The 14,910-nt window shown below is 72.5% G+C and carries 14 protein-coding genes and 1 tRNA gene; 7 read left to right on the forward strand and 8 right to left on the reverse strand.

Annotated elements, in window-relative coordinates; all coding sequences use genetic code 11:
• Positions 1-2: 2 nt before the first annotated feature.
• The gene (locus ACFSBI_RS03900; protein ID WP_377932240.1) at positions 3-557 is read right to left on the reverse strand and encodes a CGNR zinc finger domain-containing protein; all 555 of its coding nucleotides are present in this window, start codon (positions 555-557) and stop codon (positions 3-5) included.
• 84 nt (positions 558-641) lie between these two features.
• On the opposite strand from ACFSBI_RS03900, the gene ACFSBI_RS03905 reads away from it, so the two are divergent.
• The gene (locus tag ACFSBI_RS03905; RefSeq protein ID WP_377932242.1) at positions 642-1,637 is read left to right on the forward strand and encodes an EamA family transporter; all 996 of its coding nucleotides are present in this window, start codon (positions 642-644) and stop codon (positions 1,635-1,637) included.
• A gap of 144 nt (positions 1,638-1,781) precedes the next feature.
• Positions 1,782-2,669, forward strand: coding sequence for a manganese catalase (locus ACFSBI_RS03910; RefSeq protein WP_377932244.1), 888 nt, complete (start codon positions 1,782-1,784; stop codon positions 2,667-2,669).
• Between the two features lie 42 nt (positions 2,670-2,711).
• Here ACFSBI_RS03910 and ACFSBI_RS03915 read toward each other — a convergent pair whose 3' ends face one another.
• Positions 2,712-3,590 (reverse strand): aldo/keto reductase, encoded by an 879-nt coding sequence (locus ACFSBI_RS03915; protein WP_377932245.1) that lies wholly within the window; start codon positions 3,588-3,590, stop codon positions 2,712-2,714.
• Complete coding sequence (locus ACFSBI_RS03920; protein ID WP_377932247.1) at positions 3,587-4,243, reverse strand: SDR family oxidoreductase; 657 nt, start codon at positions 4,241-4,243, stop codon at positions 3,587-3,589. Before ACFSBI_RS03920 ends, ACFSBI_RS03915 begins: the two co-directional genes overlap by 4 nt.
• 56 nt (positions 4,244-4,299) lie before the next feature.
• Between ACFSBI_RS03920 and trxA the strand changes: the two genes are divergently transcribed.
• The 3 genes from trxA to ACFSBI_RS03935 all read left to right on the forward strand — a co-directional run bounded on the left by trxA (position 4,300) and on the right by ACFSBI_RS03935 (position 6,504).
• Positions 4,300-4,680, forward strand: a complete 381-nt coding sequence (gene trxA, locus ACFSBI_RS03925) for a thioredoxin (protein WP_377932249.1) — start codon at positions 4,300-4,302, stop codon at positions 4,678-4,680.
• A 100-nt stretch (positions 4,681-4,780) separates the two neighbouring features.
• Complete coding sequence (locus tag ACFSBI_RS03930) at positions 4,781-5,635, forward strand: aldo/keto reductase (protein ID WP_377932251.1); 855 nt, start codon at positions 4,781-4,783, stop codon at positions 5,633-5,635.
• Between the two features lie 116 nt (positions 5,636-5,751).
• A complete protein-coding gene (locus tag ACFSBI_RS03935) occupies positions 5,752-6,504 on the forward strand; it encodes a hypothetical protein (protein WP_377932253.1) in 753 nt (250 codons plus the stop codon).
• 119 nt (positions 6,505-6,623) lie between these two features.
• On the opposite strand, the gene ACFSBI_RS03940 is transcribed toward ACFSBI_RS03935, so the two are convergent.
• Both ACFSBI_RS03940 and ACFSBI_RS03945 read right to left on the reverse strand, forming a co-directional pair.
• Positions 6,624-7,217, reverse strand: coding sequence for a transglycosylase family protein (locus ACFSBI_RS03940; RefSeq protein WP_377932255.1), 594 nt, complete (start codon positions 7,215-7,217; stop codon positions 6,624-6,626).
• A gap of 582 nt (positions 7,218-7,799) precedes the next feature.
• Positions 7,800-8,675 (reverse strand): hypothetical protein, encoded by an 876-nt coding sequence (locus ACFSBI_RS03945; RefSeq protein WP_377932257.1) that lies wholly within the window; start codon positions 8,673-8,675, stop codon positions 7,800-7,802.
• A gap of 169 nt (positions 8,676-8,844) precedes the next feature.
• Here ACFSBI_RS03945 and ACFSBI_RS03950 point away from each other — a divergent pair.
• Positions 8,845-8,921, forward strand: a tRNA-Pro gene (locus ACFSBI_RS03950).
• A 1,117-nt stretch (positions 8,922-10,038) separates the two neighbouring features.
• Positions 10,039-10,743, forward strand: a complete 705-nt coding sequence (locus ACFSBI_RS03955; protein WP_377932259.1) for a hypothetical protein — start codon at positions 10,039-10,041, stop codon at positions 10,741-10,743.
• Positions 10,744-11,090: 347 nt separating this feature from the next.
• Here ACFSBI_RS03955 and ACFSBI_RS03960 read toward each other — a convergent pair whose 3' ends face one another.
• From ACFSBI_RS03960 to ACFSBI_RS03970, 3 genes are all read right to left on the reverse strand, one after another.
• Positions 11,091-12,440: a serine hydrolase domain-containing protein gene (locus ACFSBI_RS03960; RefSeq protein WP_377932261.1), complete on the reverse strand. Its 1,350-nt coding sequence runs from the start codon at positions 12,438-12,440 to the stop codon at positions 11,091-11,093.
• Positions 12,441-12,585: 145 nt separating this feature from the next.
• The gene (locus ACFSBI_RS03965) at positions 12,586-14,220 is read right to left on the reverse strand and encodes an ABC1 kinase family protein (protein ID WP_377932479.1); all 1,635 of its coding nucleotides are present in this window, start codon (positions 14,218-14,220) and stop codon (positions 12,586-12,588) included.
• Between the two features lie 59 nt (positions 14,221-14,279).
• Positions 14,280-14,852: a PadR family transcriptional regulator gene (locus ACFSBI_RS03970; protein WP_377932263.1), complete on the reverse strand. Its 573-nt coding sequence runs from the start codon at positions 14,850-14,852 to the stop codon at positions 14,280-14,282.
• Positions 14,853-14,910: the final 58 nt, after the last annotated feature.

A 14,910-nucleotide genomic window follows, 5' to 3' on the forward strand; every position in this document is an offset into this window, starting at 1 on the left:
GATCAGGCGTCGGCCTGCCGCGCGCGGAACGCGCGCACGTGCATGCGGTTGCCGCAGTTGCCGGTGTCGCAGAACCGCTTGGAGCGGTTGCGGCTGAAGTCGACGAGCACGGCGCCGCAGTCGTCCGCGGCGCAGGTCTTCATGCGCTCCCGCTCGCGCTGCCGCAGCACGTCGACCCACGCCATCGCGATCTCGACCATGACCCGGTCGGCGAGCGGCGCGTCCGGCGCGTTCGCGTGGATGTGCCAGCCGAGCCCGTCGTGGTCGACCAGCCGGGGCAGCGCGCCGCCGTCGGCGAGCATCGCGTTCACGAGCGCGACGGCGTCCCGGTCGGTGGGCGCCGCCCAGAGCGCTCGCAGCGGCAGCCGCAGCGCCCGCAGCGACTCGAGCTCGGCGGTGCTGCCCTGCCGGTCCCCGGTGAAGCCCTCGCGCTCGAACCAGGTGCTCAGCTGCTCGACGGTCGTCAGCTCGTCCTCGCCGCTCGGGGACGCGTCCGGCAGCGTGTTCACGAGCGTCGTGGCGGCCTGCAGGCTGAGCTCGACGTCATGGGTGAACACGTGTTGACTCCTGACCTCGGACCGCTAGGCTCTGCTCCGTTGTCATGAGTGTACGTCATTTGACTCATGACGAGGGGAGGGGTCGTGCAGGCTCGGAGCACAGCGGTCGGGCTGCCGCTGGCCATCGGCGCCGCCTTCGCCTTCGGCATCGGCGGCCCCTTCGTGCGGCCGCTGCTCGACGCCGGTTGGAGCCCGTCGGCGGCGGTGCTCGCCCGCTGCGCCGGCACCGCCGTCGCGCTCGCGATCCCCGCGGCGCTCCTGCTCCGCGGCCGCTGGCACGTGCTCGCCCGCAACGCCGGCACGATCGCCGCGTACGGGCTCTTCGCCGTCGTCGGCGTGCAGCTGCTCTTCTACTCCGCCATCCAGCGCATCCCCGTCGGCGTCGCCCTGCTCATCGAGTACCTGGCACCGGTGCTGCTCGTGCTGTGGGGCTGGGCCCGTACGCGCCGCCGCCCGGGCGGGCTCACCCTGACGGGCGCGGCGCTCGCCGTCGCAGGTCTCCTGCTCGTCGTCGACCTCGCGGGCATCGGCGGCGCCGACCTGCTGGGCCCCGGGATGGCCCTGCTCGCGGCGATCGGCGTGGCCGTCTACTACGTCATCAACGCCCGGCTCGACCCCGAGCTGCACCCGATCGTGCTGCTGGCGGCGTCGATGGCGGCCGGCAGCGTGCTGCTGCTCGTGCTCGGCGCGGTCGGGGCGATGCCGCTGCGGGTGGCGTTCACCCCGGTGGCGCTCGCCGGCGCCACCGTGCCCTGGTGGCTGAGCGCCGGGGTCATGGTGCTCGTGTCGACGCTCGCCGCCTACCTGCTGGGGATCGCCGGCGGGCGCCGGCTCGGCAGCCGCGTCGGCTCGTTCGTCGGCCTCTTCGAGGTGCTGTTCGCCGTGCTGGCGGCCTGGGTGCTGCTCGGCGACCTGCCGACCCCGGTGCAGCTCGCCGGCGGCACGCTGATCCTCGCCGGGGTCGTGCTCGTCAAGCTGCAGCGCGACTCCCCGGCGCTCGCCGCCGACCCGCACGTCGTGCCCGTCCGGCGGCGCCGCTGGCCGGTCGCGAGGCGTCGCACGGGGGCCGGAGCGCGCTGACGAGCGTCGCCCGGCGCGCGCATGGTGCGCCGGCCGGGCTGCCGACGTCAACCCCCTCCCGCGACCAGGTCGCCCTCCAGGGGCCGTGCCTAGCGTCGCCCGCCACGGCCGGGCACGCCGGTCGTGGCGACGAGGGGATGCGACGTGTTCTTCCACAAGCAGGAGCTGCAGTACACCGCGAAGCCGAAGCAGCCGGACGCCGTCTACGCCCGGCGCATGCAGGAGATCCTGGGCGGCCAGTACGGCGAGATCACCGTGGCGATGCAGTACAGCTTCCAGGCCTGGAACGCGCACCTGCCGGGCAAGTACCGGGACCTGCTGTTCGGCATCGCGGCGGAGGAGTTCAGCCACGTCGAGATGATCGCGACGATGATCGCCCAGCTGCTCGAGAAGCTGCCCGTGGAGCAGTCGGAGGCCGCGATCCAGGCTGACCCGACGGTCGGGGCGATACTCGGCGGCACGGACGTGCAGTCGGCGATCGTCGCCGGCGCGGGGGTCCGTCCCGTCGACAGCAACGGCAACCCGTGGCAGGCCTCGTACATCACCGCGAGCGGCAACCTGCTCGCCGACTTCACCGCGAACGCGAACGCCGAGATGCAGGGCCGCGTGCAGGTCGCCCGCATCTACGAGATGACCGACGACCCGGGCGTGCGCGACATGCTCTCGTTCCTGATCGCCCGCGACACCGTCCACCAGCAGCAGTGGACCGCCGCGGCCGCCGAGCTGCAGGCGGAGGGCGTCGAGCAGCTGCCGGTGCCGTCGAACTTCCCGCGCTCGCGGGAGAACCGGGACGTCGAGTACCAGTTCATCAACTTCTCCGACGGCGCGGAGGCGAAGGACGGCGCATGGGCGAAGGGCCCGACGCCCGACGGCGAGGGGGAGTTCTCCTACGAGGAGGCGCCCTTCCCCACCTCGCCGGCCGTGTTCCCGCCGCCGACGCAGCCGGACCCGCGCTTCTTCGGCACGTCGGAGAAGCCGAACCTGGTCGAGAAGGCGGCGGGCGCGGTGAAGGACGCGGTCTCGCGGAAGTAGGGCGACACCCGGTCCGCCCGACGGGGCGGACCGGGGTACGGCTCAGTCGATGCCGCTCGCGGGCGGTGCGCCGAGGTCCTCGACCGCGGCGAAGAACTCCTCGGGCACCCTCGCGGCAACGAGGCCCGGCAGCGCCTCGAGCCGCTCGATCGAGCTGATGCCGACGACCGTCGTGTCGACGAGCGGGTGCCGCAGCGAGAACTGCAGCGCCGCCGCGGCGAGGTCGACCCCGTGCTCGCGGGCGAGGGCGCGCACGCGCTCGACGTGCGCGGCGAAGTCGGCCGGCATCCCCTGGTACCCGTAGGCGGAGGAGCCGTTGGCGAGCGTCCCGCCGCCGAAGGGCGCGGCGTTGAACACGGTCATCTCGAGCGACCGCGCGAGCTCGAAGGTCGGCAGGGCGGACCGGTCGACGAGCGTGAGGCGGTTGTGCGACAGCACGACGTCGAAGACGCCGGTCTCGACGTACCGGTGCACCTGGCTGATCGTGCCCGACGCGATGCCGATCGCGTCGATCATGCCCTCGTCGCGCAGGGCGAGGAGGGCCGGGACGGCCCCGCCGTCGCCCATCGCCTCCTCGAAGGTGATCCCGTACGGGTCGTGCAGCTGGTACAGCGCCAGGTGGTCGACCCCGAGCCGCGTCAGCGACTCGTCCAGCGACCGCCGCACCCGCTCGCCGTCGAACGCGCCCGTCTCCGGGTCGGCGTCGGCCTTCGAGTACAGCGCCCCGCCCGCGAGGACCCCTTCGGTGTCGCGGAGCGCCTCGCCGAGCAGCCGCTCGCTCTCGCCCTTCGCGTAGGCGTTGCTGGTGTCGACGCCGCCGACGGGCGACGCGACGAGCGCCGCGGCCAGCTCGGAAGCGCCGGGGCGGGTGCCGAGCGACGCCGCGCCGATCGTCACCGGGGTGGTCGGGACGGCGTTCACTGAAGCGCCGCCAGCGCGTCGGAGATCGCGGCGTCGCCGCTCACCAGGTCGAACTGCGCACCGATCGTCGAGTCGTCCGCCAGCACGGCGGCGATCACCGCGGCGACGTCCGCGCGCGGCACCTCGCCGCCCTCGATCCCGCGGCCGATCCGCACCGAGTTCGTCGCCGGGCCGTCGGTCAGCCGGCCGGGCCGCACGATCGTGTAGTCGAGCCCGGAGCCGCGGAGCGTCGCGTCCGCCTCCCGCTTCGACTCGACGTAGGCGCGCCAGCCGTCGGCGGTGTCGTCCGGCAGCGGCTCGTCGACGCCGATCGCCGACACCATGACGAAGCGCCGCACGCCCGCCTGCTCCGCGGCCGCGATCGTCCTCCGCGCGCCCTCGAGGTCGACGGCGCGCGTGCGCTCCGGCCCGCCCTTGCCGCCCGCGCCGGCGCTGAAGACGACGGCGTCGGCGCCGCGCAGCGCCTCGGCGACGTCGCCGGTGTCCGCGGCCTCGAGGTCGAGCGTCCAGGGGACCGCTCCGGCGGCCTCCACGTCCGCGCCCTGCGCCTCGTCCCGGATGGTGCTGCGGACGGCGTGTCCCTGCCCCGAGAGGGCCTGCGCTGCCAGCAGCGCGACCTTCCCGTGGCCGCCGACGATCACGACGGTGCTCATGCCCCGACCGTAGGCGGGCGGGAATGGACGCGGGCCGAACGCGGTTGGATGACGACATGGCGACCAAGACCCTCACCATCGAGAACCACAACGAGACGGTCGAGAGCGGCACCGTCCTCATCGACTTCTGGGCCGACTGGTGCGGCCCCTGCAAGCAGTTCGCGCCCGTCTTCGAGCAGTCGAGCGAGCAGCACCCCGACATCACCTACGCGAAGGTGGACACGGAGGACCAGCAGCAGCTCGCCGGCATGTACGGCATCACCTCCATCCCGACCCTCGTCGTCTACCGCGACGGCATCCCGGTCTTCGGCCAGCCGGGCGCGCTGCCCGGGCAGGCGCTCGAGTCCCTCATCGAGCAGGTGCAGGGCCTCGACATGGACGACGTCCGCAAGCAGTGGGCCGCGCAGCAGGCCCAGCAGGCGCCCGCGCAGGCCTGATCTCGAATCCCCTCCGCGAGGGCCCGTTCCTACAGGGGGAGCGGGCCCTCGCGTCGTTCCTGGGGGCGGCGTTCAGGCAGCGCGCGCACGCTCCTCACCCGTGACCGACACGACGACCACCTCCGACACCTTCACCCTGGGCGACCGCACCGTCCACCGCCTCGGCTTCGGCAGCATGCAGCTGACCGGGGAGGGCGTGTGGGGGCCGCCGAAGGACCACGACGAGGCGATCCGGGTGCTGAAGCGCGCAGTCGAGCTGGGCGTCGACTTCATCGACACCGCCGACAGCTACGGCCCCTACGTCGCCGAGGACCTGATCGCGGAGGCGCTGCACCCGTATGCCGAGGACCTCGTGATCGCGACGAAGGCCGGCCTGACCCGCACCGGCCCGGGCGTCTGGCCGCCGGTCGGCCGCCCGGAGTACCTGCGGCAGGAGTGCGAGATGAGCCTCCGCCGCCTGAAGCTCGAGACGATCGACCTGTTCCAGCTGCACCGCATCGACGAGAAGGTGCCGCTCGAGGACCAGGTCGGCGAGTTCAAGAAGCTGCAGGACGAGGGCAAGATCCGGCACATCGGCCTGTCCGAGGTCTCCGTCGACCAGCTGCGGCAGGCGCAGCAGATCGCCGAGATCGTGAGCGTGCAGAACCTCTACAACCTGGCGAAGCGCGACGCGGAGGACCTGCTCGACGTCGCCACGGACGAGGGCATCGCCTTCATCCCGTGGTTCCCGCTCGCCACGGGCGGCCTCGCGAAGCCCGGCGGCAAGCTGGACGAGCTCGCGAAGGAGCACGACGCCTCCCCGTCCCAGCTGGCCCTCGCCTGGCTGCTGAAGCGCTCGCCGGTCATGCTGCCGATTCCGGGGACCTCCTCCGTCGCGCACCTCGAGGACAACATGAGGGCGGCGGCGCTCGAGCTGTCGGACGACGAGGTCGCGGAGCTCGAGCGCGCCGTCTGACCATCGACCTCGGCCGGTGTCCGGCGCTGCGCAGGTGGGATGGCGCCGTGCAGGACACCGGCCGAGCCGGCCCCGCGGGGTCGTGCACGCGGGCGTCCGCGCGGCAGAGTGTCCGCATGCGGGTGGTCGTGTTCGGCGGTGGGGGAGTGCTCGGCCGACTGGTGGTCGGCGAGCTGCAGCGGGGGGCCCACGACGTGGTGGTCGCCTCCCTGTCCACCGGCGTCGACGCGGTCACCGGCGCGGGCGTGCTGCCCGCGGTGCGCGGCGCGGACGCCGTGGTCGACGCCACCAACGTGCAGACCGCGAGCGGGGGCCGCGCCGTCGCCGGCTTCGGGGCGATCGCCCGGCACCTGACGGGCGCGGTCCTGTCGGCGGCGGTGCCGCACCTCGTCGCGGTGACGATGTACGGCGTCCACGGCGAGGCGATGCAGCGCCGCAACGGCTACTACCGCGGCAAGGCGGAGCAGGAGCGCGTGCTCGCCGACTCCGCGGCCCCGGTCACCCTGGTGCGCACGCCGCAGTGGTTCGAGCTGGCGGAGACCTTCCTCACCGGTCGCGTCGGGCCGGTCGCGCTGGTGCCCCGGATGCGCTCGCGGCCGATCGCGGCGGCCGAGGCCGCGCGGGAGCTGGCGGACGCGGTCGAGGACGGGTTCCGCGGCGGCGAGGAGCGCCGGCTCGCGGGCCCTGCGGAGCACGACCTCGCCGACCTCGCGAAGCGGATCGCGGCCCGGCGGGGCGCACCCCGCGTCGTCGTCGCGTTCCGCGTCCCCGGCGCCGGACGGCTGTTCGAGGCGGGCGAGCTGCTGCCGCCCGCCGACGTCCCGGGGACGGGCCCGACGTTCGACGAGTGGCTCGAGCGCCGCGCCTGACCGCCGCTCCTGCGGCTTCCAGGTGCAGTTGCGGCGGCACGGTGCCCCGCAACTGCACCTGAGGACCGCAGAGGGCCCGCCCCGACGGATCGGAGCGGGCCCTCTGCGGTGTCACGCGATCAGGACGGGATCGTGAGGTGCTGCCCGACGTAGATCAGGTTCGGGTTCCCGATGGCCGGGTTCGCCGAGGCGATGGCCCGCCAGCCGCCGGAGACGCCGTGGCGCGCCGCGAGCTTCACGAGCGTGTCACCGGAGCGCACGGTGTAGCCGCCGCTGGTCGCGCTGCTCGAGGAGCGGTGCGACGAGGAGCCCGACGAGTGCGAGGAGGACACCGGGGCGGAGGAGCCGGAGGAGACCGACGCGCCGACCTTGCCGTGCAGGCCGAGCCGCGCGGAGCACTCGGGCCAGGCGCCCCAGCCCTGGCCGGCGAGCACGCGCTCGGCGACCGCGATCTGGGTGGCGCGGCTGGCGTTCGCCGGGTTGCCCGTGCCGCCGTAGGCGCGCCAGGTGGCGGGCAGGAACTGGAGGCCGCCGTAGTAGCCGTTGCCGGTGTTGATGTGCCAGTTGCCGCTGGACTCGCACTGGGCGATGGCGTCCCAGGTGCTGTCGGAGGCGGCCTGCGCGGGGGCGGCGCCGAAGGCGAGGCCCGCCGCGGCGAGACCGGCGGTGGTGACCCCGGCGAGGACGGCGCGGGTTCGGTTCAGGATCGTCAATGCACTGCTCCACGGACCGCCGCCGCTCGCCCGTTGCCTCGAGGCTCGACACGTCGTCGCCCGCCCTGAAGTGGTTCGAAGGGTTCGATGTCGGTCCGGTCTGGGGGCGACGCATGGCGTGTCCGGACCCGGCATGCCGAGGGCGGGGATCTCATCGGTCGCCGTTCCTGATCGCGACCGCCCGCCGAGGCGGCAGCGACGGTGCCATGCCTCGGGGGAGCGGTCAACCGCGTCCCCGAGACCGCGCGTGTCGGCGGCGCGCCCCCGCGCCCGCCGTGCGGAGCGGGCGGACCATTGATCCCCGCGGTCCCCACCGCCGCGTCATGGGACGCGCTCCGTCCCGCGCACCCGCCGGTCGCGCACCCGCCGGTCGAGGTGCGAGCGCAGCGAGCCTCGAGACCACTTCGCACCCGCGCACCCGCCGGTCGAGGTGCGACGGAGGAGCCTCGAGACCACTCTGCCTCCGCAGATCCGCTGGTCGAGGTGCGACGGAGGAGCCTCGAGACCACTCCTCAGCCCGCGAAGACGACGAGGGCGCCGCCGGCGGACCGGCGACGCCCTCGAGGCGATGGGGAGCGGACGTCAGCGGCGGTGCCCCTTGGTGGTCGCGCCTGCGATGTGCTTCGTCGAGGCCGCGACGGCGCGCCACAGCGTCTTGCCCGACTTCACCTTCGCGGTTGCGAGGCCGTGGCTGTTCGTCCGGAGCGTCCTGACGGTCTTCCAGCCCGCATCGGTCTTCTTCTGCAGGAGGACGCGGACCTTCTTCCAGGGCGCCTGGTGGCCCGAGGTGGTCTCGCGCTCGGCCGTGACCGCGAGGAGGACCTTCTTGCCGTGGCGCTTCGTGGTCAGCGCGACGTCGGAGTCGTACTTGATCTGGATCTGCTGCGACAGGTTCAACTCCGTGTCCTGCCCGATCAGACCGACGGTGAACTCCGAGCCGAGCTGCTTCATCCAGACGAGGTCCTTGCCGGGACGGATCGTGAGGACGATGACGCCCTTCCCGTTCGCCTTCTTCAGCTTGGTCAGCTCGCCGCCCATCTCGCCGCCGGACCAGTACGGCTGGTAATTGGCCTTCGGGGTCAGGCCGGAGTAGCGGACCTTGATGCCGCGGGTCGCGACCTCCTTCGGCAGCAGTACCGTCGAGCGGAAGTCCTGCTTCGGCGTGCCCTGCTCCGCGGGCAGCGTCGCGGGGGTCTCGTCGGCGGAATCGTCCGACTCCTGCTCCGAGGCGTCGTCGGACTCCTGCTCCGAGGGGCTGTCGCCGCTCTCCTCGGAGGTGCTGTCGTCGCCCTGCTCGTCGGCGTGGTCGTCGCCGCCCGAGGACGACATCTGCGCGGCCGCGGAGCCGCTGGCCGGGGCGGCGACCAGGGGAGCCGCCTGCGCGGGCAGCGAGACGAACGAGAGCGCGATCGCGCAGGTGCCGGCGACGGCGGCGGCGCGCAGCGGGACGAGGTTCACGGGGCTCCAGAGCAACGGGGCGCGCGTGCGCCGACGGAGGGTCGCCCGATCAAAGGCCCACCGGCATCGGCCGCGCGTCTCCCACTCCGGGTGCACCTCGAACAGGGGGTGCTCGCTCCCGCTACACTTGCCGACGGCTCGCGGCGGCTCCACCCGCCGCGTGTCGCCACGGGCTGTGGCGCAGCTTGGTAGCGCACCTGACTGGGGGTCAGGGGGTCGCAGGTTCAAATCCTGTCAGCCCGACCAGAAGTTGTTCATTAGAACCCCGGACCGCACAAGGTTCGGGGTTCTTCTGTTCCCAGGGGACCGACCCTCGGGCGCTCGATCGTCAGCAGGCTCTTGATCCGCGCCTGATCCTGCTTCCGAACAGCGCGCGGCCGAAGGTCGCCGCTCTTCTGCAGCGCCAAAGTGGAGTGTTCTTCGGGCTGGGGGACCGCGTAGAGCCGGCTGGTTCTCAAACCAGCCGTTTGAGTCGACTTCCGCTCGCTCGCGAGCTTCGTCTCCAACTCCGACGACAGCAGGTTCGCGTAGACCTAGTCCAGGTCGCTCGCCACAATCTCGTCGTCCTCGACGTAGAGCCACGTGGAGACGCTCTGGTTAACTTCGCGGCGCATCAGGTCTGGTGCGCTGAGGTAGTAGGCCTGCGCCTTCCGCAGCAGAGTGCAGAAGTCGTGGAGCTTCTCGACGACCAGTTCGCGGTTCGCATGTGAGCGTTCCAGGTCCGCTTCGGCCTCAGTGCGAGGACGCTGATGCGGAAGTGCTCGTGCTTGAGCTGGTCTACCGCGATTGCATCCGCGTGAAAGGCCTGAAGCAGGTGCTCACTCTGCTGCTTGAGCGTGTGCAGAACGCCTTCGGTCTCAGCGCGCACCAATGACAGCTACGATAGGAGTTGCGCGGACCTGGGGCTGCGGAGGTCAGCCTTTCGTGCGAGGGCCGACGGTCTGCCGGTCGCGGAGTAGACCTCGGTCGGCGTCGATGTCGTACCGATGCAGGGCCGACGCTTCGCTTCTCCGCCGCCCGGTTTCCGCGACGAGATGGGGCGCGTTCGCGTGCCCCTGCGTCGCGCATGATCAACGCCGCGACCTCGGCGACTTCGAGGAAGCGGGCTGCTGCCACTCAACCGGATCTCCGGATGAGACCCCACGCGAGCTCGATTTCGGGGAGGACGTGTTCGAGCACGCGTCGTACTTCGACGTCGGGTTCCTGCACTCAACCGCGCTAGCCGTTACCGCCTTGGCGTCCTGCGGTCAGCGAGGAGACCTGCCTTGGGAAGCTGGAGATCGTGTGCCCGCCGTTGTCCTCATTCATGCGGACACTCGCACGGGGACTACGTGATGGGTTCGGCCGCCGAAATCCTGCTCCTATGAACTTCTTAACATCGGTCCGTGGCTCGAGCGCACGGGTCGCCGCAGCCGCTGTGCTGGCAGCTGCCCTCGCAATGGCTCCGCTGACGAGTGCGTCGGCTTCATCGGTGGACTCATCGACGAGCGGTTCGACCGCGCCAACGTGGAGGCTCCCGACCAAGCTGCCGGTGCCGAAGATCGTCGCCGCGTTGCAGAAGAAGACTGGTGCGACGCCACCAGTGTGGACCAGCTCTGACGACAACATGGTCTTCAACAAAGGCTTGATTGTGCACCGCGATTACTCCATGTGGTTCGTCAATCAAGACACCAAAGCGAAGAGTTACAAGAGTGCAATCGCGCTCGCTTCCAAGACGCTTGAGAAGAACCACTACACGCTCGCATCTGCGGCCTTCAACAAGAAGTTGTCCAAGAAGTCTGGCCTCAAATGGAGTTCGCTGAAGGGCTTCTACGCGGCCGTGTATCACAACGGGAAGTACATCGTCGTGGTCAACACGGGTTCGACGTCGATGATAGACGGCAAATGGTCGAACAAGAAGAGCGACCTGACCTACCAGTTGTACTTCAACTTCATCCGCCTCGCGGACGCCAAGAAGGCGCGTGCAACGTGCTTCCGTAGTGCTGACCCGAACAACTACGCGGCTCCGGGCGCGAAAAGGGTCGCGCTGAAGCTGTGCCAGAAGGCTGGCATCGCCGTCGGCGACTAGCGACCGGGTGATGCAGCAGGTGGCTGGTCGCGATGACCGCGACCGGCCCCTGCTGCTTGGCCCCGTAGAGATCAGGCCTCTTCCCCGTACACCATCCCGCTCGAGCCTGCCGGATCCGCAGAAGTTCTGATCCGCACAGGGTCGCCTTTCGGACGCTCAGTCACATCGACCCCGCCGTTCTGCACGGTCAGCGGCGGGGGCCGTTGCCCCTTGCCGAGCGGCCGTGAGGACGTGTCGCCTAGCGCTCGACGCGACCGGTGGGGAGGCGACGCGGCCCCCGGAGCCACCGGCAGCCGGATGGAGCGGAACGACCGGAGGGCGGCGATCCGGCACCTCGCCCGATCGGATCAGACCGCGGGCTCGCCGAAGCCGAGCGGCTCGCGGGTGCAGCGGTAGGTCGCCCAGCTGAGCAGGCGGATCGAGCCGTCGTCGCGGCGGTCGACCAGCAGCCGCTCCCCGCGCTCGCGACCGGACACCGTGCGGAGCGCGTCCCGGCCCTCCGGCTCGAAGACCGCGGGCGGCGCGTCGTCGTCCGCCCCCTGCTGCACCGCCTCCAGGCGGCCGCCGCGGATGCGGAACACGAACGCGGAGCCCTCCGAGAACCAGAGGCCCGTGAGCGGCACCAGGTCCTCGGGCGCCTCGGTGCCCGGCGTCCACGGCTCGGGCAGCGGCGCATCGTGCTCCGCCACCTGCTCCGCGAAGCCGATCGCCGTCGACTCCGGGGTCCTCGCGACGCTGTTGTTCATGAGCACGACGCCGGTCAGGCCCGACTCCGGGTCGGAGTACGCGCCCGTGATGCCGCCCGGCGCGCCGCCCGTGTGGCCGAACCAGGTGCGGCCCTCGCGGTGCACGAGCGCGAGGCCGAGCCCCTGCATGGTGCCGCTGCGCGGATCCCGGGCCGCGTGGGGCTCCCGCATCTCGAGCGCGGTGTCGCGGCGCAGCACCGACTCGTCGGGGTCGAGCAGGAAGCCGTGCCAGGTCGCGAGGTCGGCGACGGTGCTGGCGAGCCCGCCTGCCGCGGCGAGGATGCCCGTGAAGAGCACGGGCTCGTCGACCGGCACGTCGGAGTACGGCGGGACGAAGTACAGCCCGGCAGCGGGCGGCTGCAGCGCGAGCGTGGTCCGGGTCAGCCCGAGCGGGTCGAGCAGCCGCGCCTGCAGGCTCTCCGCCCAGGAGCGGCCGTCGGCGTGCGCGACCACCTCGCCGAGCGCGATGAACGCGAGGTTGCTGTAGTGCCACGCGGCGTGGGGCGGGAGCACCCGCTCGCTCGCGTTCCAGTCCTCGACGAAGCGGTCCGCCGGCGGCACCGCGAGGGTGTCCCAGAACTCCGGCCGCACCGGCTCGCGCTGCATCCCGCTCGCGTGCGCGAGCAGCTGCCGGATCGTCACGCCGGGCTGCCGGCTGCCGGGCAGGTGGTCGTCGATCGGGTCATCGAGCCGCAGCCGCCCCTCGTCGCGCAGCTGCAGCACCATCACCGCGGTGAACGTCTTGGTATTCGAGGCGATCAGGAACTGCGTCCGCTCGTCGAGCGGCACGGTCGGGTCCGCCAGGTCGGCGGTGCCGACGCCGGCGGACCAGAGCAGGTCGCCCCGGTGCGCGACGCCGGCCGCGAGGGCGGGCGTGCGGCTCTCGCGCTGCCGCTCCACCGCCATCCGGTCGAGGCGGCGGACGGTGGAGTCGAGCAGCTGGTGACGCACCCGCCGATGCTAGGAGCCCGCCCTTCCGGGTTCGCGGATCCGCAGCTCCTGCCCGACACGCCGCGCCTCGCGCTCCGATCGCGGCGTGTCGCGGCAGAGGTGCGGATCGGCGGGAGAACTGCGGATCCGCGAGACCTGCGGGGCGTCAGCGGCGGGCGCGGAATCCGGAGACGAGGGCGTGGAGCAGCGGGACGGCGGACGCGATCATCAGGACCAGCCCGGTCACCGCGTCCGTCGGGCGCAGCAGGACGCCGCCGACGAGCAGGCCGAAGAACAGCAGCGCGGAGACCAGGCGCTGCACGGAGCGCTCCAGCAGACGGATCTGCCGGTCGAGGCGCGGGGTCTCGACCGCGACCTCGCCGTCCTCGAGCCGCGTGACGAGGCCGTCGAGCCGGCGGGGGAGCCGGGCCGCGACCGCGACGGTCGAGACGGCCTCGTTCGCGAAGGAGCGCGCGAGCCCGCCCTGCTCCTCGCGCAGCAGCCGGTCCGCGTACGGCTCGACCGAGTTCCAGATGTTGAAGTCGGGGTCGAGCGTGCTGCAGAGCCCGGAGATCAGCGAGACGGCGCGGATGACGAGCAGGAAGTGCTCCGGCAGCTGGAACGGCAGCACCCGGATCGTCTCGCCGAACTCGCGGGCGAACGCCTGCAGCTCGCGCGGGTCGACGTCCTGCAGGTCGGTGAAGGAGATGCCGCCGAAGCGGGCGAACAGCGCGGACATCACGCGCTCGAGCTCCCGGGTGTCGGCGTTCGGCAGCAGCACGCCGAGGTCCCGCATGCTGCCGACGAGCCGCCGGCCGTCACGGGAGGCGACCGCGATCAGGAACGCGCGCAGGTCGCGGCGCAGGCCGTCCGGGATCGAGCCCATCATCCCGAAGTCGACGAAGGTGAGCACCCAGTCGCGCTCTCCGCCGGGCGTCGGGGTGACGAAGATGTTGCCGGGGTGGGCGTCGCCGTGGAAGAAGCCGTCGACGAACAGCTGGTCGAACATCACGTTCGCGAACTCGACGGCGACCTCGGCCGGGTCGATGCCAGCGGCGCGGAGCGCGGCCAGGTCGTTCACCTTGATCGCGGTCACGTCCTCGAGCGTCAGCACCCGGCGGGTCGCCCGCTCCCACGCGACACCCGGGGTGCGCACCCGGTCGTCGCCCGCGAACTGCGCGGTGAAGCGCTCCGCGTTGCCGGCCTCGTGCAGGTAGTCGACCTCCTCGAGGCTCGTCTCGGCGAACTCCTCGGCGAGCCCGGGCAGGTCGACGCGGCGACGGACCAGCTGCACCCGGTTCAGGCGGGCAGCGACCGTGCGCAGCGCGGCGAGGTCGACGTCGACGATGCGCTCGATGCCGGGTCGCTGGATCTTCACCACGACGTCGGTGAAGCCCGCGTCCTCCGCGCCCGCCGGCTTGAGCCGGGCCCGGTGCGCCTGCCCGAGCGACGCCGCCGCCAGCGGCTCGCGGTCGAACGCCGCGAACGCCGCCTCGAGCGGCATGCCCAGCTCCCGCTCCGCGAGCGCCTCGATGTCGGCGAAGTCCTCCGGCGCGACGGCGTCCTGCAGCCCCTCCAGCTCCTTCGTGACCTCCGGCGGCAGCACGTCCAGGCGGGACGACAGGAACTGGCCGACCTTGATCATCAGGCCGCCGAGGTCCGACGCGAGCACGAAGAACCGCGCGGCCATCCGCCGCCAGCGCCGGGTCCGGCCGCGGCGCGCGAGGGCGGTGAGGCCGAACCGCGGCAGGACCAGCTCGAACCACCAGTTCTCGACCATGTACCGGGTCGCGAACCGCATGATGCGGCGGTACCGCGCCCGGCCGGCGCGATCCGGATCGCGGCGCAGGTCGGCCACGCTCAGCCCCGGGCGAGGATCGACACGATCCTGCGTCGTGCCTCGTCGATCACGGCGACGACCTCGGCGACCTGGTCGCGGCTGCCGGTCTGCGCCGCGAGCGCGGCCGCCTGCCCGAGCTGCGCGACGGCGCGCGCCGTGGAGCCGGCGCCGGCGACCGCGCCGGCGCCGTCGAAGGGCCCCCGACGGGTCGACGTCCCGGTCGCGGGTCCCGCCGCGGCGCGGTCGCGGGCAGCGTCGGCCGCGGCCCGGCCGGCGTCGGTGAGGGTCCAGACGCGGCGGCCGTCGAGCTCCTCGGCCGTCGCGAGGCCCTCGTCGGCGAGCAGCTGCAGCACCGGGTAGACGTCGCCCGCGCCGGGCGCGGAGCCGCCGTCGGCGCGGTCGGCGAGCACCCGGACGACCCGGTAGCCGTTGCTCGGCTGCTCCGCGAGCACGGTCAGCACGTCGCCGCGGACGTCGCGCTGCGCGTCGCCGACCACCCGCTCGTCGGCGCCCGCCCGGAACCGGTCCAGCACCTCGCGCGCGGTCTGCAGGCCGCGCTCCACCACGGAGTTGCCGCTCGTCCCGTCCACCACGTGCTCCCCGCCTCCGCCCGCTGCTGCCTACGAGCGGGCTCGGACGATACAGGGGCCG

Origin of the sequence: Amnibacterium endophyticum (assembly GCF_042680685.1) — a bacterium.
Taxonomy (GTDB): domain Bacteria; phylum Actinomycetota; class Actinomycetes; order Actinomycetales; family Microbacteriaceae; genus Amnibacterium; species Amnibacterium endophyticum.

Excerpts from the sequence above, each read along its gene's own strand:
- ACFSBI_RS03965 (WP_377932479.1), bottom strand. The coding sequence starts at position 14,220 with ATGCGGTTCGCGACCCGGTACATGGTCGAGAACTGGTGGTTCGAGCTG.
- ACFSBI_RS03955 (WP_377932259.1), top strand. The coding sequence starts at position 10,039 with ATGAACTTCTTAACATCGGTCCGTGGCTCGAGCGCACGGGTCGCCGCA.
- trxA (WP_377932249.1), top strand. The coding sequence starts at position 4,300 with ATGGCGACCAAGACCCTCACCATCGAGAACCACAACGAGACGGTCGAG.
- ACFSBI_RS03920 (WP_377932247.1), bottom strand. The coding sequence starts at position 4,243 with ATGAGCACCGTCGTGATCGTCGGCGGCCACGGGAAGGTCGCGCTGCTG.
- ACFSBI_RS03935 (WP_377932253.1), top strand. The coding sequence starts at position 5,752 with ATGCGGGTGGTCGTGTTCGGCGGTGGGGGAGTGCTCGGCCGACTGGTG.